Annotated in this window: 22 protein-coding genes; 5 read left to right on the forward strand and 17 right to left on the reverse strand. The window is 66.8% G+C overall.

The genetic code is table 11. The features are described from left to right. Positions 1-82 precede the first annotated feature (82 nt). From ftsA to coq7, 15 genes are all read right to left on the reverse strand, one after another. Positions 83-1,315: a cell division protein FtsA gene (gene ftsA / locus LDO29_RS22985; protein ID WP_224082042.1), complete on the reverse strand. Its 1,233-nt coding sequence runs from the start codon at positions 1,313-1,315 to the stop codon at positions 83-85. Further along, on the reverse strand, positions 1,312-2,199 hold the full coding sequence (locus LDO29_RS22990) for a cell division protein FtsQ/DivIB (protein ID WP_224082043.1): 888 nt from the start codon (positions 2,197-2,199) through the stop codon (positions 1,312-1,314). The genes ftsA and LDO29_RS22990 overlap by 4 nt, the downstream gene beginning before the upstream one ends. 33 nt (positions 2,200-2,232) lie before the next feature. After that, a complete protein-coding gene (locus LDO29_RS22995; protein ID WP_224082044.1) occupies positions 2,233-3,216 on the reverse strand; it encodes a D-alanine--D-alanine ligase in 984 nt (327 codons plus the stop codon). Next, a complete protein-coding gene (murC, locus tag LDO29_RS23000) occupies positions 3,213-4,640 on the reverse strand; it encodes a UDP-N-acetylmuramate--L-alanine ligase (protein ID WP_224082045.1) in 1,428 nt (475 codons plus the stop codon). Before murC ends, LDO29_RS22995 begins: the two co-directional genes overlap by 4 nt. A gap of 23 nt (positions 4,641-4,663) precedes the next feature. Then, a complete protein-coding gene (gene murG / locus LDO29_RS23005) occupies positions 4,664-5,734 on the reverse strand; it encodes an undecaprenyldiphospho-muramoylpentapeptide beta-N-acetylglucosaminyltransferase (protein WP_224082046.1) in 1,071 nt (356 codons plus the stop codon). A gap of 124 nt (positions 5,735-5,858) precedes the next feature. Then, positions 5,859-7,100, reverse strand: a complete 1,242-nt coding sequence (gene ftsW, locus LDO29_RS23010) for a putative lipid II flippase FtsW (protein WP_224082047.1) — start codon at positions 7,098-7,100, stop codon at positions 5,859-5,861. Beyond that, a complete protein-coding gene (murD, locus tag LDO29_RS23015; protein ID WP_224082048.1) occupies positions 7,097-8,608 on the reverse strand; it encodes a UDP-N-acetylmuramoyl-L-alanine--D-glutamate ligase in 1,512 nt (503 codons plus the stop codon). Before murD ends, ftsW begins: the two co-directional genes overlap by 4 nt. Positions 8,609-8,666: 58 nt before the next feature. Next, complete coding sequence (mraY, locus tag LDO29_RS23020) at positions 8,667-9,836, reverse strand: phospho-N-acetylmuramoyl-pentapeptide-transferase (RefSeq protein WP_224082049.1); 1,170 nt, start codon at positions 9,834-9,836, stop codon at positions 8,667-8,669. 13 nt (positions 9,837-9,849) lie between these two features. After that, positions 9,850-11,250, reverse strand: coding sequence for a UDP-N-acetylmuramoyl-tripeptide--D-alanyl-D-alanine ligase (locus LDO29_RS23025; protein ID WP_224082050.1), 1,401 nt, complete (start codon positions 11,248-11,250; stop codon positions 9,850-9,852). Then, positions 11,247-12,809, reverse strand: coding sequence for a UDP-N-acetylmuramoyl-L-alanyl-D-glutamate--2,6-diaminopimelate ligase (locus LDO29_RS23030; protein WP_224082078.1), 1,563 nt, complete (start codon positions 12,807-12,809; stop codon positions 11,247-11,249). The genes LDO29_RS23025 and LDO29_RS23030 overlap by 4 nt, the downstream gene beginning before the upstream one ends. Beyond that, entirely contained in the window at positions 12,806-14,608 is a 1,803-nt protein-coding gene (locus LDO29_RS23035; RefSeq protein ID WP_224082051.1) for a peptidoglycan D,D-transpeptidase FtsI family protein, read from the reverse strand. The genes LDO29_RS23030 and LDO29_RS23035 overlap by 4 nt, the downstream gene beginning before the upstream one ends. Continuing rightward, positions 14,605-14,934: a cell division protein FtsL gene (gene ftsL / locus LDO29_RS23040; protein WP_224082052.1), complete on the reverse strand. Its 330-nt coding sequence runs from the start codon at positions 14,932-14,934 to the stop codon at positions 14,605-14,607. The genes LDO29_RS23035 and ftsL overlap by 4 nt, the downstream gene beginning before the upstream one ends. Continuing rightward, complete coding sequence (gene rsmH, locus LDO29_RS23045; protein ID WP_224082053.1) at positions 14,931-15,929, reverse strand: 16S rRNA (cytosine(1402)-N(4))-methyltransferase RsmH; 999 nt, start codon at positions 15,927-15,929, stop codon at positions 14,931-14,933. Before rsmH ends, ftsL begins: the two co-directional genes overlap by 4 nt. Positions 15,930-15,936: 7 nt before the next feature. Beyond that, entirely contained in the window at positions 15,937-16,365 is a 429-nt protein-coding gene (mraZ, locus tag LDO29_RS23050; RefSeq protein WP_224082054.1) for a division/cell wall cluster transcriptional repressor MraZ, read from the reverse strand. A gap of 414 nt (positions 16,366-16,779) precedes the next feature. Beyond that, complete coding sequence (coq7, locus tag LDO29_RS23055; protein ID WP_224082055.1) at positions 16,780-17,403, reverse strand: 2-polyprenyl-3-methyl-6-methoxy-1,4-benzoquinone monooxygenase; 624 nt, start codon at positions 17,401-17,403, stop codon at positions 16,780-16,782. A 367-nt stretch (positions 17,404-17,770) separates the two neighbouring features. Between coq7 and LDO29_RS23060 the strand changes: the two genes are divergently transcribed. From LDO29_RS23060 to LDO29_RS23075, 4 genes are all read left to right on the forward strand, one after another. Continuing rightward, positions 17,771-18,934, forward strand: a complete 1,164-nt coding sequence (locus tag LDO29_RS23060) for a porin (RefSeq protein WP_224082056.1) — start codon at positions 17,771-17,773, stop codon at positions 18,932-18,934. Between the two features lie 157 nt (positions 18,935-19,091). Further along, positions 19,092-20,093 (forward strand): Bug family tripartite tricarboxylate transporter substrate binding protein, encoded by a 1,002-nt coding sequence (locus LDO29_RS23065; RefSeq protein WP_224082057.1) that lies wholly within the window; start codon positions 19,092-19,094, stop codon positions 20,091-20,093. A gap of 99 nt (positions 20,094-20,192) precedes the next feature. Then, entirely contained in the window at positions 20,193-20,696 is a 504-nt protein-coding gene (locus LDO29_RS23070) for a MarR family winged helix-turn-helix transcriptional regulator (RefSeq protein ID WP_224082058.1), read from the forward strand. Beyond that, positions 20,693-21,139, forward strand: coding sequence for a hypothetical protein (locus LDO29_RS23075; RefSeq protein ID WP_224082059.1), 447 nt, complete (start codon positions 20,693-20,695; stop codon positions 21,137-21,139). Before LDO29_RS23070 ends, LDO29_RS23075 begins: the two co-directional genes overlap by 4 nt. Before the next feature lie 66 nt (positions 21,140-21,205). Here LDO29_RS23075 and LDO29_RS23080 read toward each other — a convergent pair whose 3' ends face one another. Continuing rightward, positions 21,206-22,888, reverse strand: coding sequence for a long-chain fatty acid--CoA ligase (locus LDO29_RS23080; protein WP_224082060.1), 1,683 nt, complete (start codon positions 22,886-22,888; stop codon positions 21,206-21,208). A gap of 167 nt (positions 22,889-23,055) precedes the next feature. After that, positions 23,056-23,691, reverse strand: coding sequence for a TetR/AcrR family transcriptional regulator (locus LDO29_RS23085; protein WP_224082061.1), 636 nt, complete (start codon positions 23,689-23,691; stop codon positions 23,056-23,058). Between the two features lie 225 nt (positions 23,692-23,916). On the opposite strand from LDO29_RS23085, the gene LDO29_RS23090 reads away from it, so the two are divergent. Then, a complete protein-coding gene (locus LDO29_RS23090; protein ID WP_224082062.1) occupies positions 23,917-25,704 on the forward strand; it encodes an AMP-binding protein in 1,788 nt (595 codons plus the stop codon). The last annotated feature ends 19 nt before the right edge of the window (positions 25,705-25,723 follow it).

The following is a 25,723-nucleotide window of genomic DNA, read 5'->3' on the forward strand; positions in this document are numbered from 1 at the left end:
TCCCTTCAACGCGCCATCCCTGCCTAGGTAGACACGAACGACAAAGACAGCGCGACTTTCCTTTCGTCAGACAAGCTTCACGTCAGAAGTTGCCGACAAACCATTCCTTCATGCGGCCCCACACCTGCTTGACCGAACCGCTCTGCACCGCAACCTTTCGTCCGCGCATGCGCTGCACGCGGCCTTCTAGCAGCAGGCCCATCACCGTGGCATAGCGCGGGCTCTTCACCACCTCATGCAAGTTGCCGCGGTACTCCGGCACGCCCACGCGCACCGGCTTCAGGAAGATGTCCTCGCCAAGCTCCACCATGCCCGGCATCATCGCCGTGCCACCAGTGATCACCACGCCGGACGAGAGCAGCTCTTCGTAGCCCGACTCGCGCACCACCTGGTGCACCAGCGAATACAGTTCCTCGATGCGCGGCTCGATCACCGCCGCCAGCGCCTGGCGCGACAGCGTGCGCGTGCCGCGGTCGCCCACGCCCGGAACCTCGATCATGTCGTCCGGGTCGGCAATGGCCTGCTTGGCGATGCCGTACTGGATCTTGATGTCCTCGGCGTCCGGTGTCGGCGTGCGCAGCGCCATGGCGATGTCGTTGGTGATCTGGTCGCCGGCGATGGGGATCACGGCCGTGTGGCGGATCGCGCCTTCGCTGAAGATGGCGATGTCGGTGGTGCCGCCGCCGATGTCGACCAGCACCACGCCCAGCTCCTTCTCATCCTCGGTCAGCACAGCCAGGCTCGAAGCGAGCGGCTGCAGGATCAGGTCATGCACTTCCAGGCCGCAGCGGCGCACGCACTTGACGATGTTCTGCGCCGCGCTGACCGCGCCGGTGACGATATGCACCTTCACTTCCAGCCGGATGCCGCTCATGCCGATCGGCTCGCGCACATCTTCCTGGCCGTCGATGATGAATTCCTGCGTCAGGATGTGCAGGATCTGCTGGTCGGTCGGGATATTGACCGCCTTGGCGGTTTCGATCACGCGTGCCACGTCGGTCTGCGTGACCTCCTTGTCCTTGATGGCCACCATGCCGCTCGAGTTGAAGCTGCGGATATGGCTGCCGGCAATGCCGGTGAACACTTCGGCAATCTTGCAGTCGGCCATCAGCTCGGCCTCTTCGAGCGCCTTCTGGATCGACTGCACGGTGGCCTCGATGTTGACCACGACCCCTTTCTTCAGACCCTTGGACTCGGACTGGCCCATCCCGATCACCTCGTAGCTGCCGTCGGGGCGCAGTTCCGCCACCACGGCCGCCACCTTCGAGGTGCCGATATCGAGACCGACCAACAGGTCCTTGTATTCCTTGCTCATCGGTTTTTCTCCGCGTTCTTGCTCTTCAGTCGCGTCGGATTGTTGTTGGAAGTACCAGTTGCCGTTGTTCCCGTGCCGGCCGCCGCCTTGGCCTTCGCGGCTGCCGCAGCCTGCGCGTCGGTCAGGAAGCGCGCGTTGGCCGTGCGGATCGCAAACCCGTTCGGGTAGCGCAGGTCCGCGTAGTCGATCTGCTTGCCCCACTGCTCGGTGACCTGGGGCCACGCGGCGACGAAGCGCTTCACGCGCTGCTCCATCGCCGCGCGTTCCTCGTCGTTCTGCTCGCGGCCCAGTTCCACCACCATGCCGTTGGAAAGCCTGGTGCGCCAGGCATAGCGCCCGGACAGCGCCACCGACAGCGGTTCGGCCTTGAGCGGCTTGAACCATTCGCGCATGACCTCGAGCTTCTCGATCACGTCGCCTTCGCTGTCGGGCGGGCCGTCCAGCGCCAGCAGCTGGGCGTCTTCCTCGGCCTCGGCGGTATTGGCAACGAAAACCTCGCCATAGGTATTGATCAGCCTGCCGCTGTCGGGAGCGCCCCAGGTGCCTAGCGGCTCGTGCTCCTCGACTTCCACGGTCAGCCCGTTGGGCCATTCGCGCCGCACGCTGGCGCGCCGCACCCAGGGCACCGACTCGAATACCTGCCGCGCCGCGTTCAGGTCCAGCGTAAAGAAGTTGCCGGTCAGCTTGCCCACCGCATTGGCCCGCACACTCGGCGCGTTGACGTGGCGCAGCGTGCCGCCGTCCATCGGCGCCACCACCACATGGGTAATGGCGAACACGGGCCGCTGCGCCAGCCACAGCAAACCAGCCGCGAGCGCCATCAGCGCCACCAGCGCGTAAAGCGCGGAGGCGATCAGGTTGAGCAGGCGTGCGTTATGCCACATGGTGCGAGGTCGTCCGGTGCGGTCTTGCCAGGGTTATTCGGGTTTCCAGTGTTCGTTCGGATGCAGGTCCAGCGTCGCGGCGGCCACCACCTGCATGACGAAGTCCTCATAGCTGATGCCAGCCGCGCGCGCGGCCATCGGCACCAGCGAATGGCCGGTCATGCCCGGCGAGGTATTCATCTCAAGCAGGAAAGGCTTGCCGTCGGCGCGCAGCATCACGTCCGCGCGCGCCCAGCCACGGCAGCCCAGCACGCGGTAGGCCTGCACCGCCAGTTGCTGCACTTCGCGCTCAACCTCGGCGCTCAGGCCCGACGGACACAGATATTGGGTATCGTCAGTAAAGTACTTATTTTGATAGTCGTAGTTGGAATCCGGCGCGACGATGCGGATCACCGGCAGCGCTTCGGCCGTGGCGCCCTCCCCGACGATCGGGCAGGTCAGCTCGGCGCCGTCGATGAAGGTCTCGGCGATGACGTCGTTGTCCAGCGCCGCCGCCTTCTCGAAGGCTTCGCGCATCTGCGACGCGTCGGTGACCTTGCTCAGGCCGATCGACGAGCCCTCGCGCGCCGGCTTGACGATCAGCGGCAGACCCAGGTCGGCCACGACCGCGTCGAAATCCGTATCGGCATACAGCATGGCGAAGCGCGGCGTGGACAGGTCGTGCGTCATCCACAAGCGCTTGGTCGCCTGCTTGTCCATCGCCAGCGCGGAAGCCAGCACGCCGCTGCCCGTGTAGGGCACGCCGAGCTGCTCGAGCAGGCCCTGCATGGTGCCGTCCTCGCCGTAGCGGCCGTGCAGCGCGATAAAGACGCGGTCAAAACCCGCCGCTGCCAATTCGGCCACGCCCTGCTTGCCCGGATCGAAACCATGCGCGTCGACGCCGCGCGACTGCAGCGCGGCCAGCACGCCGCTGCCGGACATCAGCGAGATCTCGCGCTCGGCCGAGCGGCCACCGTACAGCACGCCGACCTTGCCCAGCGATTTCGGGTCGATCTTGGGATGGGCGACGAAGCTCATGCCGCACCTCCGGCCTGCAGCGGCTGCTGATGCGAGACCACTTGCCCCGGCACCGCGCCGATCGAGCCGGCCCCCATGGTCACGACCACATCGCCGGGCCGGGCGGCACTCATGATGGCCTGCGGCATCTCCTCCATCTGCTCCACGAAAACAGGTTCGACCTTGCCTGCCACACGCAGGGCACGGGTCAGCGCGCGGCCATCGGCCGCGACGATCGGCGCTTCGCCGGCGGCATAGACTTCCGCCAGCAACAGCGCGTCAACGGTGCCCAGCACCTTGACGAAATCCTCGAAACAATCGCGCGTACGCGTGAACCGGTGCGGCTGGAACGCCAGCACCAGGCGGCGGTCCGGGAATGCGCCACGCGCGGCAGCGAGCGTGGCGGCCATTTCCACCGGGTGGTGGCCGTAGTCGTCGACCAGCGTGAACGTGCCGGTGCCGTCCGCCGTGGCCACTTCGCCGTAGCGCTGGAAGCGGCGTCCCACACCGTGGAACTCGCGCAGCGCCTTGACGATGGCGGCGTCGGGCACCTCGAGTTCGGTGGCGATGGCGATCGCGGCGAGCGCGTTCTGCACGTTGTGCAGGCCCGGCAGGTTCAGCACCACGTCCAGCGGTGGCTCGGTATTGCCGTTGAGCTGGCGCAGCACGGTGAAATGCATCTGGCCGTCGACGGCGCGTGCGTTGACCGCGCGGATCTGGGCGTCCTCGGCAAAGCCGTAGCGCACCACCGGCTTGGACACGAACGGCAGGATCTCGCGCACGTTCGGGTCGTCCACGCAGAGCACGGCGATGCCGTAGAACGGCAGGCGCTGCGTGAATTCGACGAACGCCTGCTTGAGCCGCGCAAAGTCGTGGCCGTAGGTGTCCATGTGGTCGGCATCGATATTGGTGATGACCTCGATGACCGGGAACAGGTTGAGGAACGACGCGTCGGATTCGTCCGCCTCGGCCACGATGAAGTCGCCCGTGCCCAGGCGCGCGTTGGCGCCGGCGGAATTCAGGCGGCCGCCGATCACGAAGGTCGGGTCCAGCCCGCCTTCGGCCAGCACCGAGGCCACCAGGCTCGTCGTAGTGGTCTTGCCGTGCGTGCCGGCGATGGCCACGCCCTGCTTCAGGCGCATCAGTTCGGCCAGCATCACCGCGCGCGGCACCACCGGGATGCGCTTGCTGCGGGCCGCCAGCACTTCGGGGTTGTCGCCGCCCACGGCAGTGGAAACCACCACGGCGTTGGCGCCGGTGATATTGGCCGCGTCATGCCCGTGCATGACCGTGGCGCCCAGCGAGGCCAGGCGCCGCGTGGCGGCATTGCTGCCCACATCGGAACCCGAGACCTTGTAGCCCAGGTTCAACAGGACCTCGGCGATGCCGCTCATGCCGGCGCCGCCGATGCCTACGAAGTGGATGTTCTTGACGATATGCTTCATTGAGTCACTACATGTATTGGGCTTCAGTCCCTGGCCATCTGGCTGCACACCTCGGCTACGCGCCGGGTCGCCTCAGGCTTGGCCAGTCCGCGCGCCAGGCGCGCCATCTCTTTCAGTTGCGGCCGGTTCAGGCCGGCGATGGTTTTCGCCAGCCCGTCCGCCGTCAGTTCTTTTTGCTGCACGAGCAGGGCCGCGCCCTGCTTCGACAGGAATTCCGCATTGGTCGTCTGGTGATCGTCCACCGCATGCGGGAACGGCACGAACAGCGCCGCCACACCGGCGGCCGCCACTTCCGACACCGTCATCGCGCCCGCGCGGCAGATCACCAGGTCGGCGTCGGCATACGCCTTCGCCATGTCGTCGATAAAAGGCACGGTCTGTGCAGACACCTGCGCGGCGGCATAGTTCGCGCGCAATGTGTCGATCTGCTTCGCCCCCGCCTGGTGCGTAACCACCGGACGCTGATCTTCCGGCAGCATGGCGATGGCCTTCGGCACGACTTCGTTGAGCGCCGCGGCGCCCAGGCTGCCGCCAACCACCAGTACGTTCAGCGGACCGGTACGCTGGTCATAGCGCGCCTCGGGCTCCGCCATATGCGCCAGCTCTTCGCGCACCGGGTTGCCGGTCCACTCGCTGCCAGGCAGCGTGTCCGGAAACGCGCACAGCACGCGGTCCGCGACCTTGGCCAGCACCTTGTTGGCCAGCCCGGCGATCGAGTTCTGCTCGTGCAGCACCAGCGGGCGCCCGATCAGCGAGGCCATCATGCCCGCCGGGAAGGTGATATAGCCACCCATGCCCAGCACCACGCTCGGACGCACGCGGCGCAGCGCGCCGAGGCTCTGCCAGAACGCGCGCAGCAGGTTCAGCGGCAGCAGGAACTTGGTCACCAGCCCCTTGCCGCGCAGCCCGCCGAACTGGATGAACTCCATCGGGATGTCGTGCCTGGGCACCAGCGTGGCCTCCATGCCGGTACGGTTGCCCAGCCAGACCACCTTCCAGCCCTGCTCGCGCAGCGCATGCGCGACCGCCAGCCCCGGGAAGACGTGCCCCCCGGTGCCGCCGGCCATCACGAGCAAGGTGCGCTGCTGCGTCATACCTTGCCTCCGCGCATCTCACCGTCATTCCCGCGCAGGCGGGAATCCAGTGTGTTTGAAACGCCGGCAAAAGCCGCTGGGTCCCCGCCTGCGCGGGGACGACGTTGGATTGGGCGCGTCAGCTTCATACCTTGCCTCCGCGCATCAATACCCGGTTTTCATAGTCAATGCGCAGCAGGATCGCCAGCGCCATGCAATTCATCAGGATGCCCGAGCCGCCATAGCTCACCAGCGGCAGCGTCAGCCCCTTGGTCGGCAGCAGGCCCAAGTTCACGCCCATATTGATGAAGGTCTGCCAGCCGATCCACACGCCGATGCCCTTGGCCACCAGGCCGGCAAAGGTGCGGTCGAGCTGCAGTGCGGTGCGGCCGATATTGAACGCGCGGCGCACCATCCAGTAGAACAGGATGATGACGACCAGCACGCCCACGAAGCCGAATTCCTCGCCGATCACGGCGAGGATGAAGTCGGTATGCGCTTCGGGCAGGTAGTGCAGCTTCTCGATGCTGCCGCCCAGGCCGACGCCGGTCCACTCCCCGCGCCCGAAGGCGATCAGCGAGTGCGTGAGCTGGTAGGCCTTGCCGAGCGCATTGCTCTCTTCCCACGGGTTGAGGTACGCGAAAATCCGCTCGCGCCGCCATGGCGACGCCGTGATCAGCAGCGCGAACGCGCCGACCGCCACGCCGACCAGCCCGGCGAACAGCTTGCCGTTGATGCCGCCCAGGAACAGGATGCCCATGGCCACTGCGGCAATCACCAGGAACGCCCCCATGTCGGGCTCGAGCAGCAGCAGCATGCCGACCACCACCACGGCCACACCCATTGGCAGGAAGCCCTTGGACACAGTCTGCATCCACTCCTGCTTGCGCACCGTGTAGTTGGCGGCGTACAGCACCACGGCCAGCTTCATCAGCTCCGACGGCTGGAAGTTCATGACGCCGAGCGGGATCCAGCGGCGCGCGCCGTTCACGCCCTTGCCGACGAACGGCACCAGCACCACCACCAGCAGCAGGAGCGCGATGATGAAGAGCTTGGGCGCGTAGCGGTCCCACACCTTGACCGGAATCTGGAATGCCGCCAGCCCCACCGAAAACCCGATCAGCAGCGCGAACGCATGCCGCACCAGGAAGTGGCTTTCGCGGTAGTTGGCGTAGCGCGGCGAATCCGGCAGCGCGATCGAGGCCGAGTAGACCATCACCAGGCCGAGCGCGAGCAGCACGATCGCCACCCACAGCAGGGGCTGGTCGTACTCCATCATGCGCGAGCGGGTCGGCTTGACGCCGGATACCGCGTCGCGCAGGCCACCCCAGGCGTTGCCGATGGTGGCGCCGATGAAACCGCTGCGCTTGACCTGCGAGTCACTCATGGCATGATCCCCCGCGACAGGGCCAGTTCTTCCACCGCCGACCGGAACACTTCGGCGCGGTGCACATAGTTGCGGAACATGTCCAGGCTGGCACAGGCCGGCGACAGCAGCACCACGTCGCCGCGCTCGGCCAGTTCCGCCGCCTTGTTCACGGCGTCTTCGAGCGTGGCAGCGTCGACCAGCGACGCACCGCTGCCCTGCAGCGCATCGCGCAGCTCGCCAGCGGCACGTCCGATCAGCACCACCGCACGCGCGTATTGCGCCACCGGCGCGGCCAGCGGCGAGAAGTCCTGCCCCTTGCCTTCGCCGCCGGCGATCAGCACGACGCGCTTGTCCAGCCCGGACAGCGCGGCCACCGTGGCGCCCACGTTGGTGCCCTTGCTGTCGTCGAAATACTCGATGTCGTCAATCGTCGCGACCCACTCCACGCGGTGCGGCTCGCCACGGTACTCGCGCAGGCCGTGCAGCAGCGCGTTGAGCGGCAGGTCGATGGCCCGGCACAGCGCCAGCGCCGCCATGGCGTTGGTGGCGTTGTGCATGCCGCGGATGTGCAGCGCGTCGGCCGGCATCAGGCGCTTGTGGCGCACCGGCACGGCTTCCTGCGCGGCGGCATCGGCCTTGCGGCGGCGCGGCTTGCCCTCCCCTTCCGCCTCCGTATCGGGTTCGGCCAGCACCAGCCAGGGCATGCCGCCCTCGCGCAGCACGCCGAAGCTGCCGGGCGTCTCGGGCAGGTCGGTGCCGAACGTCACCGGCGCCGTGCCCGGACGGGCCATGTCCATGGTCAGGCGGTCATTGCGGTTCAGCACCTGCACGCAGGCCGTGCCGGCCGGGCCGAAGATGCGCGCCTTGGACGCGGCATAGGCTTCCATCGAGCCATGCCAGTCGAGGTGGTCCTGCGTGACGTTGAGCACGGTCGCCGCGTGCGGCGCCAGCGTGTGCGTGGTTTCGAGCTGGAAGCTCGACAGCTCCAGCACCCAGACGTCGGGCAGCGTGGCCGAGGCAATGCAGGCCGACAGCTTGTCCAGCGCCGACGGGCTGATATTGCCGGCCACCGCCACGCTCTTGCCGGCGCGCTCCACAAGACGGCCGGTCAGCGCCGTGGTGGTGGTCTTGCCATTGGTGCCGGTAATTGCCAGCACCTTCGGCGCATAGCCGGACTCGGCCTGCAGGTGCGCCAGCGCGCGCGCGAACAGCTCGATCTCGCCCCACACCGGGATGCCGCGCCCCCGCGCCGTGGCCAGCAATGCGCCGGTGCCGGACTCCAGCGGCGACAGGCCCGGGCTGATCGCCACCAGGCCGATGCCGTCGAGCAGGCTTTCGGCAAACGGACCGCCCACGAACTCGGCCGACATCAGCTCGGCCTGCAGGAAGGCAAGGTTGGCGGGGGCCTCGCGCGTGTCGGCCACGCGCACCGCGCAGCCATTCAGGCCACACCAGCGCGCCATGGCCAGCCCCGATTCGCCGAGGCCCAGTACCAGCACATGAGGTTTTTGCAGCTCGCCAAACACTTCGTATTCCTGCCTTTTGAGTTCAGTAATCCTGTTGTCTATATAGAGAGCGCCGGGATCAGCGCAGCTTCAGCGTGGACAACCCGATCAGCACCAGCAGCATGGTGATGATCCAGAACCGCACGGTGACCTGCGTTTCCTTCCAGCCGCTCAGCTCGAAATGGTGGTGCAGCGGCGCCATGCGGAAGAGCCGGCGCCCTTCGCCATAGCGGCGCTTGGTGATCTTGAACCACGTGACCTGCAGCATCACCGACACGGTTTCCACCACGAAGATGCCGCCCATCACGAACAGCACGATCTCCTGGCGTACGATCACGGCCACGGTGCCGAGCGCGCCGCCCAGCGCCAGCGCGCCGACGTCGCCCATGAACACCTGCGCCGGGTGCGCGTTGAACCAGAGGAAGGCCAGGCCGGCGCCGGCCATCGCCGAGCAGAAGATCAGCAACTCCCCTGCGCCGGGAATGTGCGGGAACAGCAGGTACTTGCTGTAGACCGAACTGCCCATCACATAGGCGAACACGCCCAGCCCGCTGCCGACCAGCACCACGGGCATGATCACCAGGCCGTCGAGGCCGTCGGTCAGGTTCACCGCGTTGCTGGAGCCGACGATCACCAGGTAGGTCAGCACGATGAAGCCGGCCACGCCGAGCGGGTAGCTGACTTCCTTGAAGAAGGGCACGATCAGGTTGGACTTGTACGGCATGTCCAGCGACAGGCCGCCCTCGACCCAGCTCAGGAACAGGTCCCAGACCCGCACATTGCTGCTCTCGGAGACCGAGAACGCGAGATAAACGGCGGCGACCAGCCCGATCAGCGTCTGCCAGAAGAACTTCTCGCGGCTCGACATGCCGCGCGGGTCGCGATAAACCACCTTGCGGTAGTCGTCGACCCAGCCGATGGCGCCGTAGCCGATCGTGACCAGCATCACCACCCAGATGAAGCGGTTGCCCCAGTCGCACCACAGCACAGTGGAGATGGCGATGGAGACTAGCACCAGCACGCCGCCCATGGTCGGCGTGCCGGACTTGACCAGGTGGGTCTGCGGGCCGATGGTGCGCACGGCCTGGCCGACCTTCAGTTCGGTCAGCTTGCGGATGACCCACGGACCGGCGGCGAGGCCGATCACCAGCGCGGTGAGGTTGGCCATCACCGCGCGGAAGGTCAGGTAGTTGACGACCCGAAGGAAGCTGTAATCGTTTTGCAGCCACTGGGCCAGAGCCAATAACATCGTGTTTTCTTACTTAGTGTGCGGAAGTGTCTGCGACCAGCGCATCCACGATCCGTTCCATGCGCATGAAGCGCGATCCCTTCACCAGCACGGCGCCAGCCCTGGCCACCATGCCCCCTGCGTCTTCCCCCAGCGCCTGGGCGAGGTCCTCTGCCCGGCCGAAATGCCTGCCCTCCGCGCCAAAAGCCTGCACCGCATGCGTGGCCAGTTCACCCGTGGCCCATAACGCTTCGATGCCACGCGCCTGCGCATAGGCGCCGATCTCCGTGTGGAAGGCCGGCCCCTGGTCGCCCACTTCGCCCATGTCGCCAAGCACCAGCAGGCGCGGCGCGGCAAACCCGGCCAGCACGTCGATCGCGGCACGCATGGAATCAGGGTTGGCGTTGTAGGTGTCGTCGATCACCACCGTGCCGCCCGGCGTGTGCTTGACCTGCAGGCGGCCCTTGACCGCCTTGAACGCGGCCAGTCCTTCCTGGATGGCCGGCACCTGCACGCCGGCAGCCAGCGCACACGCGGTTGCCGCGAGCGCGTTGCGGACGTTGTGCGTGCCGAGCAGGGCAAGGCGGACCTCGAACGCATGGCCCGGTGCGCGGACCTGCATCACCTGCACGCCGTCGACCAGCGCCACGGTGGCATGCACGTCCGCGTCAGGCGTGGTGCCAAAGCTGAGCACGCGGCGCGTGCCGGCAGCCTCGCGCCAGATGGCGGCATGCTGGCCGCCGCTCTCCTCGTCGAGCGGGAACACGGCCACGCCATCGGCAGGCAGCGCGGCAATGGCCGCGGCGTGCTCATGGGCCACGGCTTCCACGCTGACCATGAATTCCTGGTGTTCGCGCTGGGCATTCGTGATCACCGCGACGGTCGGCTGGGCGATGCCGGCCAGGTAGACCGTTTCGCCCGGATGGTTCATGCCGAGTTCAAGCACCGCCAGCCGGTGCGCCGCGCGCAGGCGCAGCACCGTCAGCGGCAGGCCGATGTCGTTGTTCAGGTTGCCGCCCGTGGCCAGGCGATGATCTTCGCCCACTGCCGCGGCGAAGATCGCCGCGATCATCTCCTTGACCGTGGTCTTGCCGTTGCTGCCCGTCACCGCTACCGCCGGCAGCGTGAACTGGCGGCGCCAGCCGGCCCCGAGTTCGCCGAGCGCGATGCGGGTGTCCGGCGCGACGATGGCCGGCACGCCGGCATCGACATCGCGGCTCACCAGCACGGCGGCGGCGCCGCGCGCCACCACGTCGGCGACGAAATCATGGGCATCGAAGCGCTCGCCCTTGAGCGCAACGAACAGGTCGCCCGGCTCGACCGTGCGGCTGTCCGTATGCACGCGGGCAAAACCCCGGGTGCCGTCGCCCGAAACACGCGCGCCGGCAATCCAGCCGGCGGCTTCCTGCAAACTGGTCATCACTGATTGGCTCATGCCGATACCCCCCGCGTGGCGAGGGCCAGGCGTACATGCTCGCGGTCCGAGAACGGCCGCTTGCGGCCCTGGATTTCCTGTGTGGCCTCATGGCCCTTGCCGGCCACCAGCACCACGTCGGCACCGGCCGCGTGCTTGATTGCGTAAAGGATGGCAGCGGCGCGGTCCTCGATCTGGCGCCCGCGCGCGCGGTCGGCCATGCCGTCGGCAATGGCGTCGAGGATGTCCTGCGGATCCTCGCTGCGCGGGTTGTCGCTGGTCAGCACGATCTCGTCCGCGAGGCGCTCGGCCACGCCGCCCATCAGCGGACGCTTGATCGGATCACGGTCGCCGCCGCAGCCGAACACGCACCACAGGCGGCCATTGCGCGCCTGCGCGACCGGACGCAGCGCTTCGAGCGTCTTCTCCAGCGCGTCGGGCGTGTGCGCGTAATCGACCACGGCCAGCGGGCCGTCCTGGCCCGCGTGCGCACCGAACAGCTCCATGCGGCCGTCCACGGGCGAGAGCGCGCGCAGTGCGGCGAGTGCGGCGTCCCAGGCCACGCCATTGGCCAGCGCCGCCCCCAGCACCGCGAGCAGGTTGCTGACGTTGAAGGCGCCGATCATCGGCGTGGCCACATCGGCGTTGCCGAAGCTGCCATCGATATGGAAGGCGGTGCCGGTCGCCGTCGCGCGGACACCGGTGGCACGCAACCACTGTCCACGCGCCCCGCTGACCGAGGCGCCCGCCGCGCCGTCGATGCCGTATTCGATCACGTGCGGTGCCTGGATAGCCGCGCCATTGGACGCCAGCAGTCGCCGGCCCATCGCGTCGTCGCGGTTGATCACGGCGGTGCGCAGTCCGTCCCAGCGGAACAGGCGCACCTTGGCGGCCTCGTACTCCGCCATGGTGCCGTGGTAATCGAGATGGTCCTGCGTCAGGTTGGTCAGGACCGCCACCGAGAAGTGCGTGCCGGCCACGCGCTCCTGCTCGAGCCCGTGCGAAGACACTTCCATCGTCACCGCACGCGCGCCGGCGTCGTGCAGGCTCGCCAGGCTGGCCTGCAACTGCACGGCGTCCGGCGTGGTGAAGCCGGTCGGCTGCAGCGCATCCGGAAAGCCGGTTCCGAGCGTGCCAATGGTCGCGCATGGCGTACCGGTGGCCTGCAGCAGACGCGCCAGCCACTGGCTGCACGAGGTCTTGCCATTGGTGCCCGTGATGCCGGTCACCGCCAGCCCGCGCGCAGGATTGCCGTGCCAACCGGCAGCGATCGGGCCGGCCAACTGGTACAGGTTGTCCAGCGCCAGGTGCGGCACGGCGTCGCCGAACGGCCAGTCGTACCCGTCGGCCTCATAGAGGATGGCGCCGGCACCCGCGGCAATGGCCTGCGCGATATGCGGCCGGCCGTCGGTCGACAGGCGGTCGTTGCCGAGCACGTAGGCAACAAAGACGTCGCCGCGCACCAGCCGGCGCGTGTCGCCGGTCAGCTGGGCATTGGCCGGCACCCTGGTACGCAGCCAGGCCAGCGCGTCGCTGGCCTGTGCGGTGATTTCGAGCGGGAGCAGCGGCTTGGCCGTCATTGCGTCGAGCTCCACGGTTCGCTTTCCTGGACCTTGTCGCTGACCACGAGCTGGCGGATCGGCGAGTCGGGCTGGACGTTCAGTGCGCGCAGCGTGCCACCGGTAATCGCGGCAAAGACCGGGCCGGCCACGGCGCCGCCGTAGTGGCTGCCGGCGGTCGGCTCGTCCACGCTGACGGCCACGATCACGCGCGGGTTCGACATCGGCGCCAGGCCGATGAACGACGCGCGGTACTTGCTGCGGTTGTAGCCGCGGCCTTCGTGCTTGTACGCGGTGCCGGTCTTGCCGCCGACGCGGTAGCCCATCACCTGCGCTTCCGGCGCGGTGCCGCCCGGCGCGGTCACGGTCTCGAGCATGGCGCGCACGTCGCGGGCGACCTGCGGCGACAGGATGCGTTCGCCGGTGGCAGGGCCGTTGGTGCGGAACATTGACACGGGGATGATCTCGCCGTCATGCGCGAAGATCGTGTAGGCATGCGCCATCTGGAACAGCGACACCGACAGGCCGTAGCCGTAGGACATGGTGGCCTGCTCGATGGGGCGCCAGCTCTTGTACGGGCGCACGCGCCCCGCCACGGCACCGGGGAAGCCGATCTTGGGCGCCTGGCCGAGGCCGACGCTGGTGAACATGTCCCACATTTCCTGGGGCTTCATCATCATCGCGATCTTGGTCGTGCCGATATTGCTCGACTTCTGGATCACGCCGCCCACGGTCAGCGCGCCGTAGTTGTGGGTATCACTGATGGTGGCGCCTTCGAAGTTGTACTTGCCGGTGGTAACGACCACCGTGGACGGCGTCACGCGCTTGAGCTGCAGGGCAAGGCCGATGGTGATCGGCTTCATCATCGAGCCCGGCTCGAAGGTGTCGGTCAGCACGCGGTTGCGCAGCTGTTCGCCCGACAACCGGGAGCGGTCGTTCGGGTTGTAGGTTGGCCAGTTGGCCAGCGCCAGCACTTCGCCGGTCTGCGCGTCGAGCACCACCGCGCTGGCCGCCTTCGCCTTGCTGCGCTCGACCACCGCCTTCAGCTCGTTGTAGGCCAGGTACTGGATCTTGGCGTCGATCGACAGCTGCATGTCCGTGCCATCGCGCGGCGTCTTGATGATGCCGACGTCCTCGACCACGCGGCCCAGGCGGTCCTTGATCACCTGGCGCGCGCCGGGGCGCCCGGCCAGGCCGGCTTCGCGCGCGAGTTCCACGCCTTCCTGGCCGCGGTCCTCGACATTGGTGAAGCCGACGATGTGGGCCATCGCCTCGCCTTCCGGGTAGAAGCGCTTGTACTCGCGGGTCTGGTGGATGCCTTCGATCTTCAGCGCGGCGATCTTCTCCGCCGCATCAGGCTGGACCTGGCGTTTCAGGTAGACAAAGCTCTTGTCCTCCGACAGCTTGCGGCCCAGTTCCTTCTCGGACATGTCGAGCAGCTTCGCGAGCTGGCGGATCTTGGCGGCTTCGACCTTGTCGGGCACGTCTTCGGGCACCGCCCAGATCGCCTTGACCGGCAGGCTGGTGGCCAGCACCAGGCCGTTGCGGTCCAGGATCTTGCCGCGCGTGGCCGGCAGCTCAAGCGTGCGCTGGAAGCGTTTCTTGCCTTCGGCCTCGTAGAACTGGTTGCCGGGACCCTGGATCCACATCGCGCGTACGGCCAGCGCCACGAACGCCGCGAACATCAGGAACACGACGAACTTGGAACGCCACATCGGCAGGCGCAGGCCCAGCACGGGGCTGGCCGAGAACTGGCCGGTGCGCGGACGCGAGTTGTTCGGGCGGTTGCGCGAGGCGGCGCCGATGCGTGCCATGCTCATGGACGTTCCTCCCCGGCAGGGGCGGAGGCGCCAGCCGCGGGCGCCGGTGCTGCCTGCGGCAGCACGATGCCCGACAGGTACTGGGTCTTGCCCGCCATGACCGGCGCCATGCGCAGCTGGGTGCGCGCCGCGTCGGCAATGCGCGCGCTCTTGCCCAGCGCGCTTTGCTGGTACTGCAGCCGCGACCAGTCGATGTCGAGCTGCCTTTCTTCGGCCTGCGCGCGCTCCAGCGCCACAAACAGCGTGCGCGCCTGATGCTGCGCGCTGACCAGCGAGAGCGCACAGAAGATCAGCGCGGCGAGCAGGAAGAAGGTCAGTCGGTTCATGCCGGCACCGCCCCCCGGCCCGGTGCGGCCGGCGCCAGTTTCTCGGCCACGCGCATCACGGCCGAGCGTGCGCGCGGGTTGTCGGCAATTTCCTGCGCGCCGGGCTTGACGCGGCCCAGCAGGCGCAGCGTGGGCTGCGGCAGGTCGGCCGCACGCAGCGGCGCGCGGCGCAGCGCCGGATCGGCATCCTGCTGGGGACGGGCGTGCGCCGCCATGAACCGCTTGACGATGCGGTCCTCCAGCGAATGGAAGCTGATCACCACGAGGCGCCCCCCTACCTGCAGCAGCTCATAGGCCGCCTTCAGCCCTCTTTCGAGGTCCTCAAGCTCTTGATTGACGTGAATCCGTAGAGCCTGAAAGGTGCGGGTCGCAGGGTCCTGACCCTTCTCGCGTGTTTTGACGGCTTTCGCCACGAGCGCGGCAAGGTCGGCAGTAGTGGCGATGGGTCCGCCATCGCCGGGTTCGCGCCGGCGAGCAACAATCGCCTTTGCAATCTGTACAGCAAACCGTTCTTCCCCATAGTCTCGTATCACCCTGGCAATGTCCTGCTCTTCCGCCTGCGCCAGCCACTCGGCGGCGGTGATGCCGCGCGTGGTGTCCATGCGCATGTCCAGCGGGCCCTCGAAACGAAAGGAAAACCCCCTCGCCGCCTCATCGATCTGGGGCGAGCTGATCCCCAGGTCGAGCAGCACGCCAGCCACATGGCCGCGCCCGGCCAGGCGCTCGCCCATGTCTGCAAAGCTCGCGTGCTCAATGGAGAAGCGGGCATCCTGGATGGTGCCCGCTTCTGCGATTGCTGCTGGGTCCTTGTCGAACGCGACGAGGGCCCCGTCTGGCCCCAGCCGGGCCAGAACCGCCCGGCTGTGCCCTCCCCTGCCGAAGGTGCCGTCCACGTAAACACCGTCCGGCCGCCAGACCAGCGCCTCGACGGCCTCGTCCAGCAGCACGGTGCGATGGCGCAGGGCGGGGGTTGCCGGCGATCCGGTAGGACTCATGACCTCGTCAGAAAGAGAAATTCTTCAATGCTTCCGGCATGCCCTGCGCCATCGCCTGCTGTTCCTTGGCGGCGTATGTCGCGGCATCCCAGACTTCGAAATGGCTGCCCATGCCGAGCACCATGACTTCCTTGTCGAGCATGGCGGCACTGCGCAGCTCCGGTGCGATCAGCACGCGGCCTGCGCCGTCCATTTCCACGTCGGCGGCGTTGCCCAGGAAGATGCGCTTCCACCAGTGCGCATCCATCGGCAGCGCCGCGATCCGTTCCCGGAAACTTTCCCACTCGGGCCTGGGAAACAGCAGCAGGCAGCCGTCCGGGTGCTTGGTCAGCGTCACCCGGCCCTCGGCCTGCTGTTGCAGCGCTTCCCGGTGCCGCGACGGAATGGACATCCGCCCCTTGGCATCCAGCGAGAGCGCCGATGCTCCCTGAAACAAGCTCGCCCCCCGGTCCGGCCGGCGACTGGCTTGCCGGCACGTGCGTGAATCGCTCAGTTCCCGACCCGGGGATGATCCCACGGACAGGGCTCAATTTCACACAAAAATACACTTCCTCACACTATTTCCCACTTTAGAGGAAGCAATTTGGCGGGTCAAGGCTCGCTGCGGGGCAACAAACCGGGATTTTCGAATCAGAACAAAGACTTAGCGCGCACACCTGCGCGCACGGCAAACATGAATCCTTAATGAAATGAAGATCTTAGGGAGGAAAGCAGAGAAACCACCTGAGAACTGCCGGGGGGAGGGACTGCCGACGGTGCGGGAAAGACCGGCCCGCAACCGTGGGGAAGGATACAACATTTGGCAGGCAAGGCCGCCGCCACGGGCCCCGCGCAGGGCCCGTCCGGATCGTCAGATCCGGTACGCGGCGGTAGTCATCACGCGCGACGCGCCGCGCATCAGCGCGCGCACCGGAGCGGGCAACGGCACGCCGCCGGCAGCGCGGGCGGCATCGCCGTGGCGGATCTCGTCATCGCGCATCTGTTCGAGGATGACGCGCGAGCGGCCATCGGCGGCAGGCAGGCGTTCGAGGTGGCCGCTCAGATGCTGCTCGACCTGGTGCTCGGTCTCGGCCACGAAGCCCAGGCTGACGCGGTCGCCGGCTCGTCCGGCCAGGAAGCCGATGGCAAAGGCGCCGGCATACCACAGCGGATTCAGCAGGCTGGGCCGCGAATCCAGTTCGCGCAGCCGCTCTGCGCACCAGGCCAGGTGGTCCTCTTCCTCCCGCGCGGCTGCATCCATCTGGGCCCGCACCTCGCCATTTCGCGCGGTGAGCTTCTGCGCCTGGTAGAGGGCCTGCGCGCAGACCTCGCCGACATGGTTGATGCGCATGAGGCCGGCGACGTGATGGCGCTCCTCCGCACTGAGTTGCCCATCGTCGGGCGCCAGCCGGTCAGCCGGGTTGGCACGGCCCGAGCGCGTGGCGCCGGCAATAGCGCGCAATGCCATGTCGAATTCGCGGATGAAGGTGTCCATGCGGGAAAGCAAAAAGACCAGAGGGATGAAAAAGCGATCAGGCAAAAGGCCGGAAATCCGGGCCCGGCCCTGCCCCCCTGCCAAAGCAGGGAATCATGCCGCCGCAGACGGGCGAGAGCATCGGGATTACCCGCATTGTAGCAAGCCTCTAATTCCCGCCACCCCACGCCAGGCCTCGCAATTTACCGCTAAGTACACAAAAACCCTGAGTTGTTAAAAGCAGACAAAGGGGTTGGCACCGAATAGTGAATTAAGGGTTGTTTGTTACAGTGCTTCGCAACTTCTCACGAAGTTTGGCAGCAGGGAATGGAGACCCAGGAGGTTTCCCCGCTGACCACACAACAATCATTAGTGGAGATCCTAGAGCATGAAAAAATCGCTTATCGCGCTCGCGGCATTGGGCGCGTTTGCTGGTGCGGCACAAGCACAATCGAGCGTGACGCTTTACGGTGTGGTGGACGCCAACATCGAATACGTCAACAACGTTGGCACAGTACCGGTGGCAACCAACGGCTTCAATCGCGGCCAGTCCCATTCCGTCGCCCGCATGGATGCGGGCGGCCTGTCCGGCTCGCGCTGGGGCTTGCGCGGCACGGAGGATCTCGGCGGAGGCCTGAAGGCCGTGTTCGTGCTCGAAAGCGGCTTCAGCAGTGACAGTGGCGGCCTCCAGCAAAGCGGCCGCCTGTTTGGTCGCCAGTCGTTCGTGGGCCTGGAAAGCAACAGCGTTGGACGGTTCACCTTCGGCCGCCAGTACGTCTCGATGTTCGACGCCCTGGCCAACTTCTCGCCTACCGCCTATTCAACCCAGTACGAACCTGTCGTACTGCAGCAAGGCCCGAACTACCGCGAAGACAACACCATCAAGTACACCGGCAAGTTTGGCCCGATCACGGCGGGGGCCCACTGGTCGTTCGGGGCTGGCGTGGCCTTGCCTGCTACGGTTGGCGTGGCAACGCCGATCGGCGGCAACGGCGAAGTCCCGGGCCAGTTCCGGCGTGACACGGGCTACGGTGCAGCAGTGGCCTACGGTGCCGGCCCGTTCGGCGCGACCATTGGCTACGACCAGTGGAATCCGACCATCGGTACCGGCAACGGCACCGTCAAGAAGGCTGCGGTTGCAGCAAGCTATGCGTATGGCCCTGCCAAGATCATGGGCGGCTACCGTTGGGGCCAGCAGAAGAACGCGGCGGATGTGCTGATCCAGCGTGACGACTTCTACTGGATCGGTGCCAACTACCAGGTCACCCCGGCCATCGGGCTGACGCTCGAGTACAACTACGACAACATCAAGAGCCTGTTCGGCGACACACACGTTGCCAACCCGTGGCAGGTTGCCTTCATCGCGAACTACGCCTTCTCCAAGCGTACCGATGTCTACCTGACCACGGCCTACGCCAAGAACGCCGGCCTCACGATGGAATCGCTGGCGACCACGTACGCCACCAGCCTTTCCCTCGGCAACAGCTACGCGCTGGCCAATGGTCAGAGCTCGATGTTCGGCGCCGCCATCGGTATCCGCCACAAGTTCTGATCCCGGACTTGCACGGCATGGCAAAGGCACCTTCGGGTGCCTTTTTTCATGGGCGCGCAGGCATCGCATAGGGCATTACCTCATCGGCTCAACTCCGCGCGGAAACTAGAATGCCCTCACCAACAAGCCAGTCCACGGAATAACACAGGAGACACCCATGCAACGCAATCGCCGGCGCCTCATGGCGCTGCTGCTGTCCGGCTGCCTGGCCGGACTGGTCGGCCAGGCAGCCATGGCGGCCGATCCCTATCCGAACAAGCCGATCCGGCTCGTGGTGCCCTTCGCGGCCGGCGGCACCACGGACATCCTGGCGCGGGCCGTGGCGGCCGAACTGGCGAAGCTGCCGGGCTGGAACGTGGTGGTGGACAACAAGCCTGGCGCCGGGGGCAATATCGGTGCCGATATCGTGGCCAAATCCGCGCCGGACGGCTACACGCTGCTGATGGGAACGGTCGGCACGCATGGCATCAATCAATCGCTGTACGGCAAGCTGCCGTATGACCCGATCAAGGATTTCGCGCCGATCACCGAAGTCGCCGCGGTACCCAACGTGCTTGTCGTCAACCCGGCCTTCGCCCAGCAGAACAAGATCGGCAACGTGCGCGACCTGATCGCCTATGCACGCGCCAATCCGGGCAAGCTGAACATGGCGTCCAGCGGCAACGGTACCTCCATTCACCTGGCAGGCGAGCTGTTCAAGACCCAGACACGCACCTACATGGTCCACTTTCCGTACAAGGGCAGCGGCCCGGCGCTGACGGACCTGGCCGGCGGCACCATGCAGGTCATGTTCGACAACCTGCCGTCATCCATGGCGCTGATCAAGGCGGGCAAGCTCAAGGCGCTGGCCGTCACCAGTGCGAAGCCATCGCCTGCCCTGCCCGACGTGCCGACCGTCGCCGCCGCCGCAAACCTGCCGAGCTATGAGGCCAGTTCCTGGTTTGGCCTGCTGGCACCAGCCGGCACGCCGCCGGAGATCGTCAGCCGATTGCAGCATGAGGTCGCCAGGGCGCTGGGCTCGCCGGCCGTGCGCGAGCGCCTGCAGGCCCAGGGCGCCGAGCCGATCGGGAACACGCCCGAGCAGTTCGCGGCGTTCATTCGCGCCGAAACTGCCAAGTGGGCCCAGGTGGTCAAGGCCTCGGGCGCCAAGGTGGACTGAGACGGCATCCCGAACCGCCCAACCGGCATATACTTGAGGTATCAAATTTCCGGGCACCCGCCAGCAGCGGGCTGCCCGGCCGCATAACTTGCCATCGAGATGCCCAATCCATCCACCGCCGGCAGTGCCGATGCCGCCCCGGTCGACCTTGAAACCCGTGCCGGCGATACGGTGCATGAGGCGCTGCGCCTGTGGCTGCGCCTGCTGACCTGCACCAACCTGGTTGAGGCCGACATCCGCAGCCGGCTGCGCCAGGACTTTGCCTGCACCCTGCCCCGCTTCGACCTGATGGCCCAGCTCGACCGCCATCCGGAGGGGCTTAAGATGGGCGAGCTGTCGCGCCGCATGATGGTGACCGGCGGCAACGTCACCGGCATCACCGACCAGCTGCAGCAGGAGGGACTGGTCTCGCGCGAGGCCCTGCCGACCGACCGGCGCGCCTACCTGATCCGGCTCACGCCGGCCGGGCGCGAGGCGTTTTCCCGCATGGCGCGCGCGCATGAGGACTGGATCGAGCAACTGTTCTCGGGCCTGGCCGATACGGACCGGCGCGCCCTGTTCCGACTGCTTGGCCGGCTCAAGGCCGGGCTGACTTCGCCATGAAGACCGCGCACACACTGGTTCTGGCGGCCCTGCTGGCTGCGCTGGCCGGCTGCAATACGGCACCGCCCGCACCGCAGGTTACGCCGCTCAACGCCACCATCAAGCTCGGCCGCGTCACCGAGAAGACATTCCTGACGCGCATCGACGTAGCCGACGGCGCTGGCTACGGCAGCTATGGCGGCGTCGGGGTCGGTGCCGTGGGAGGCGGCGGCGGTGGCGGAGGCGGCGTGGGTGTCGGCTTCTCGTTCGACCTCTCGCGCCTGATCAACCGGCCGTCGGTACAACAGGTCGACCTGTTCCAGTACAAGGTACGCACCATCGACGGCACCATCGCTTCGGTCAATGCACCCGCCGCGCCCGGATTGGAGCCAGGAGCCTGCGTGCGGCTGATTTATCCCGACGGCAGCAGCGACGCCCGCCTGGCGCCATCGAACGAGTGCTGAACGGCGCGCGCAAAGCAACACGGCCTCCCATGCGGGAGGCCGTGCCGTTGGTGCCACAGGTCAGGATCAGGCTGCCTGGCGGGTATCGCGCAGTTCGCGGCGCAGGATCTTGCCGACATTGGTCTTGGGCAGCTCGGTACGGAATTCCACGTACTTGGGCCGCTTGTAGCCGGTCAGGCGCTCCTTGCAGAACTCGATCACATCGGCCTCGGTAAGCGCCGGATCCTTCTTCACCACGTAGAGCTTCACCACCTCCCCCGAATGCGTATCTGGCACGCCGACCGCGGCGACTTCCAGCACGCCCGGGCATTCTGCGGCCACGCCTTCGATCTCGTTCGGATAGACGTTGAAGCCGGACACCAGGATCATGTCCTTCTTGCGGTCGACGATCTTGGTGTAGCCGCGCTCGTCCATCACGCCAATGTCGCCGGTCTTGAAGAAACCGTCGGGCGTCATGACCTTGGCGGTCTCGTCCGGGCGGTTCCAGTAGCCGGCCATCACCTGCGGGCCACGGATGCAGATTTCGCCGGGCTGGCCGAGCGGCACGTCGCGGCCGTCATCGTCGCGGATGGCGATGTCGGTCGACGGCAGCGGCAGGCCGATGGTGCCGGAGAATGCGTTGCTGTCAGTCGGGTTGCACGTAGCCGACGGCGAAGTTTCGGACAGGCCATAGCCTTCGATGATCGGACAGCCGGTCTTGGCCAGCCACTGCCTGGCTACCGCTTCCTGCACCGCCATGCCGCCGCCATTGGCCACGCGCAGGCCCGAGAAATCGACCTTGCCGATTTCCGGGTTGTTGATCAGCGCGTTGTACAGCGTGTTGACCGCCGGGAACATGTGGAACTTGTATTTCTGCAGTTCCTTGATGAAGCCCGGGATGTCGCGCGGATTCGGGATCAGTACGCTCATGCCACCGTTGCGCATGCCCAGCAGGCAGCACACCGTCAGCGCAAAGATGTGGTACAGCGGCAGCGCGGTAATGGTGACCACCTGCTCGATCGGCGCGCCCTTGTGCAGCGCCGGCTGCATCCACGCCTCCGACTGCAGCACGTTGGCCACGACGTTCCGGTGCAGCAGCACCGCGCCCTTGGACACACCGGTGGTGCCCCCCGTGTACTGCAGGAAGGCGATGTCGTCAGGGCCGGTCGCGGCCGGCTGCAGCGTGAGCTTGCGCCCTGCGGCCAGCACGGCGTTGAAGCGCACGCAGTTTGGTAGCTCCCACTCCGGCACCATCTTCTTGACGTTGCGCACGACGAAATTGACGATCGCGCCCTTGAGGCTGCCGAGCAGGTCGCCCATGCTGGCGACCACCACGTGCTTGACCGGCGTGCGCGCAAGCACCTGCTGCAGCGTGGTGGCGAAGTTCTCCAGGATGACGATGGCCTCGGCGCCACTGTCCTTGAGCTGGTGCTCGAGCTCGCGCGGCGTGTAGAGCGGATTGACATTGACCACCACAAATCCGGCGCACAGCACCGCGGCCAGCACCACCGGGTACTGCAGCACGTTCGGCATCATGATCGCCACGCGTGCGCCGGGGCGCAGGCCGCGCGACTGCAGCCAGGCGGCAAACTGCGCGGACATCCGGTCCAGCTCGCCATAGGTGATGGCCTTGTCCATGCAGACGAAGGCGCGGCGGTCGGCATAGGTGCGGAAGGAGTGCTCGAGCAGCTGCGCAAGCGAGCGAAACTGGCTGGCATCGATCTCGGCGGGAACGCCGGCCGGGTAGTGTTTCAGCCAAAACCTGTCCATGACACCGTCTCCTGATTTCTGAATGGTCGTTCGATTTTTCGGGAATGCTAAACGGCAACCCGCGTAAAAACAACACGTTAGACGAAGTCCTCAGGGGGAAGACCAGCCCCAGGCGGATTATGCGCCACCACCGCCACGCCGGCCACGGGATAACCCCGAAGCCGCGTTCAGGCCGGCAGCACCAGCTTCATCATGTTGGAGGCGAGTTCCCGCGCCAGCGCGTCGGGATCCATGCGGCCCGGCTGGTGCCAGGTGTACATGAAGCCGACCACAGCGCCGATCGAGTGGGCCGTGACGCGCGCATCGCCGAAGGCAAACACGCCTTCGCGCTTGCCCTCTTCCAGCAGCACGTAAAGGTCGCGGTAGAACTCGCGCGCCATGCTGTCGAGCCAGGCTACCGTTTCAGGCTTCAGGTACTGGTTGTCGCGGAAGCTGAGCGTGGCCGCCACGTGGCACGACACGCAGCGCTGCGCCATTTCGAGCAGGCACGCATGCAGCCGTTCCCGGACCGGCAGCGACGGATCCGCCGTCTCGCGGATCACGGGCAGGCAGGTCTGCGCCGACTCGCGGCACAGGATGTCGAAGATCTCGTACTTGTCGGTGAAGTAGTAGTAGACCGCCGGCTTGGTCACGCCCAGGGCACGGCACAGGTCGTTCATGGTCATGCCGGGATAGCCCTTGGTGTAGAAGAGCTGCGCGGCGGTGTCCAGGATCTGGCGGCGGCGCGCTTCCTGGCGCTCGGCGATATGCGGGCGGGCCGGTGCTTCCTCGGCCGCTGCTGCGGGTTTCGGTGCAATTGACATGTCGCAATTCTCGCATGGCATCGCCGCCTCGCCATCCGGTTCCACCCATCGTGGAACACCCGGCTGGCGCGGCAATCCAGGTTGTCACAGGGATTCGGCCGGTTGACGCAAACGCGCGGCCAGCCTAGGATCATACCCATCGGTAAATAAATATACCAATTGGTAAATGCACGAGGCGTACAGGCCGCCCTGCCACCGACACATCCTGCGAGGAGACACCCGCTGATGGACCCGACTGCAAAGCCGACCCCGACGACCGACCCCACCGCAACCGGCGCGCCATGGCGTGAAGCCGAGTACCTCGCTGACCTGCGCCGGCGCTGGCAGGCCGCATGGCCCGCCGGCGCGCCGCGCGAGCCGCAGTACCCGCTGGGCCGGGTGCCGCTGTCGGAGATGCTGCGCCACTGGGCTCGCGAACGCCCGCAGCAGCCCGCCGTCCATTTCTATGGCCATGTCACCAGCTATGCCGACCTGGACGCGCAGAGCGACCGCTGCGCCGCGCTGCTGGCCACGCACGGCATCGGTCCGGGCGACCGCGTCGCGGTGCTGCTGCCGAACTGCCCGCAGTTCCATGTCGTCTTCTTCGGCATCCTGAAGCTGGGCGCGATCTACGTGCCGGTGAGCCCGCTGTCGCAGCGCGCCGAATTGCTGCACGCGCTGCGCGACAGCACGCCGTGCGCACTGGTGGCCCTTGACCAGTTGCTGCCGCTCGTGGCCGACGCACGAGCCGAACTCGGCGCGGCCGACCCGTTGCGCACGCTCTTCGTGACCAGCTATGCCGACGTGCTACCGGACGAGCCCACGCTGCCGCTGCCGCCCATGGCGCAGGCCCCGCGCCTCGTACCGGAACCCGAGGACCACGCGATCGACCTGCAGCCCGCAATGGCCGCCTGCAACGCGCCGGCGCCGCAAGCGATTCCCGACATCGACGCTCCAGCCGCGCTCAACTACACCGGCGGCACCACCGGCCTGCCCAAGGGCTGCATCCACACGCAGGGCGACATGATCGATATGGCGGCCGCGTTTGGCGCCGTGGCACTTCCCATGGCCGATGACTCCGTCATGCTCGGCTTCTTCCCCGAGTTCTGGATCGCCGGCGAGAACCTGTGCCTGATCTTTCCGGTCTTCTTCGGCCTTCCGCTGGTATTGCTGGCGCGCTGGGACGCGCAGACCTTCATGGCCGCCGTGCAGCACTACAAGGTCACCAATGCGTCGATGCTCGTCGACAGCGCGGTCGAGGTAATGGACCACCCGCGCGTCGGCGACTATGACCTGCGCACGCTGCGCCATGTTGGTGTGTCGTCCTTCGTCAAGAAGCTGAACCTCGACTACCGCCGCCGCTGGCACGCGCTGACCGGCGCCACCATCGCCGAAACCGCGTGGGGCATGACCGAAACGCAGACCTGCAACACCTTCACCTATGGCACGCAGGATGGCGACATGGACCTGCGCGCGCAGCCCGTCTTCGTCGGCCTGCCGGTGCCGGGCACCGAGTTCAAGGTGTGCGACTTCGCCACCGGCGAGCTGCTGCCGCTGGGCACCGAGGGAGAGCTATGCGTGCGCACGCCCACGCTGCTCAAGGGCTACTGGAACAAGCCCGACGCCACGCGCGAATCGCTGCGCGATGGCTGGTTCCATACCGGCGACATCGGCGTGATCGACATCGACGGCTACGTGCACTACCTCGGCCGGCGCAAGGAGATGCTCAAGGTCAATGGCATGAGCGTATTCCCGGCCGAGATCGAGACCATGCTCGGCCAGCATCCGGCCATCCTGGGCTCGGCCGTGGTCGGACGCCCCGACGAGGATCGCGGGCAGGTGCCAGTGGCCTTCGTGATGCTCAAGCCCGAGGCCGCCGGCACCGTCGACGAAGCCGCGCTGACCGCGTGGTGCCGCGGCTGCATGGCGGTCTACAAGGTGCCGCAACTGCGCATTGTCGATGCCCTGCCGCTGACGGCCACCGGCAAGGTGCGCAAGCAGGACCTGATACCGCTGGCCGAAGCGCTGCGCTGACGTCGCATTTCTTCCCAGC

This window comes from Cupriavidus laharis, assembly GCF_914271435.1.
Taxonomy (GTDB): Bacteria; Pseudomonadota; Gammaproteobacteria; order Burkholderiales; family Burkholderiaceae; genus Cupriavidus; species Cupriavidus laharis.

Excerpts from the sequence above, each read along its gene's own strand:
- LDO29_RS23080 (WP_224082060.1), bottom strand. The coding sequence starts at position 22,888 with ATGGACAGGTTTTGGCTGAAACACTACCCGGCCGGCGTTCCCGCCGAG.
- LDO29_RS22990 (WP_224082043.1), bottom strand. The coding sequence starts at position 2,199 with ATGTGGCATAACGCACGCCTGCTCAACCTGATCGCCTCCGCGCTTTAC.
- ftsW (WP_224082047.1), bottom strand. The coding sequence starts at position 7,100 with ATGAGTGACTCGCAGGTCAAGCGCAGCGGTTTCATCGGCGCCACCATC.
- LDO29_RS23085 (WP_224082061.1), bottom strand. The coding sequence starts at position 23,691 with ATGTCAATTGCACCGAAACCCGCAGCAGCGGCCGAGGAAGCACCGGCC.
- ftsA (WP_224082042.1), bottom strand. The coding sequence starts at position 1,315 with ATGAGCAAGGAATACAAGGACCTGTTGGTCGGTCTCGATATCGGCACC.
- ftsL (WP_224082052.1), bottom strand. The coding sequence starts at position 14,934 with ATGAACCGACTGACCTTCTTCCTGCTCGCCGCGCTGATCTTCTGTGCG.
- rsmH (WP_224082053.1), bottom strand. The coding sequence starts at position 15,929 with ATGAGTCCTACCGGATCGCCGGCAACCCCCGCCCTGCGCCATCGCACC.
- murG (WP_224082046.1), bottom strand. The coding sequence starts at position 5,734 with ATGACGCAGCAGCGCACCTTGCTCGTGATGGCCGGCGGCACCGGGGGG.
- LDO29_RS23025 (WP_224082050.1), bottom strand. The coding sequence starts at position 11,250 with ATGAGCCAATCAGTGATGACCAGTTTGCAGGAAGCCGCCGGCTGGATT.
- LDO29_RS23090 (WP_224082062.1), top strand. The coding sequence starts at position 23,917 with ATGGACCCGACTGCAAAGCCGACCCCGACGACCGACCCCACCGCAACC.
- LDO29_RS23075 (WP_224082059.1), top strand. The coding sequence starts at position 20,693 with ATGAAGACCGCGCACACACTGGTTCTGGCGGCCCTGCTGGCTGCGCTG.
- coq7 (WP_224082055.1), bottom strand. The coding sequence starts at position 17,403 with ATGGACACCTTCATCCGCGAATTCGACATGGCATTGCGCGCTATTGCC.
- LDO29_RS23065 (WP_224082057.1), top strand. The coding sequence starts at position 19,092 with ATGCAACGCAATCGCCGGCGCCTCATGGCGCTGCTGCTGTCCGGCTGC.
- mraY (WP_224082049.1), bottom strand. The coding sequence starts at position 9,836 with ATGTTATTGGCTCTGGCCCAGTGGCTGCAAAACGATTACAGCTTCCTT.
- LDO29_RS23060 (WP_224082056.1), top strand. The coding sequence starts at position 17,771 with ATGAAAAAATCGCTTATCGCGCTCGCGGCATTGGGCGCGTTTGCTGGT.
- LDO29_RS23070 (WP_224082058.1), top strand. The coding sequence starts at position 20,193 with ATGCCCAATCCATCCACCGCCGGCAGTGCCGATGCCGCCCCGGTCGAC.
- LDO29_RS23035 (WP_224082051.1), bottom strand. The coding sequence starts at position 14,608 with ATGAGCATGGCACGCATCGGCGCCGCCTCGCGCAACCGCCCGAACAAC.
- LDO29_RS23030 (WP_224082078.1), bottom strand. The coding sequence starts at position 12,809 with ATGACGGCCAAGCCGCTGCTCCCGCTCGAAATCACCGCACAGGCCAGC.
- murC (WP_224082045.1), bottom strand. The coding sequence starts at position 4,640 with ATGAAGCATATCGTCAAGAACATCCACTTCGTAGGCATCGGCGGCGCC.
- LDO29_RS22995 (WP_224082044.1), bottom strand. The coding sequence starts at position 3,216 with ATGAGCTTCGTCGCCCATCCCAAGATCGACCCGAAATCGCTGGGCAAG.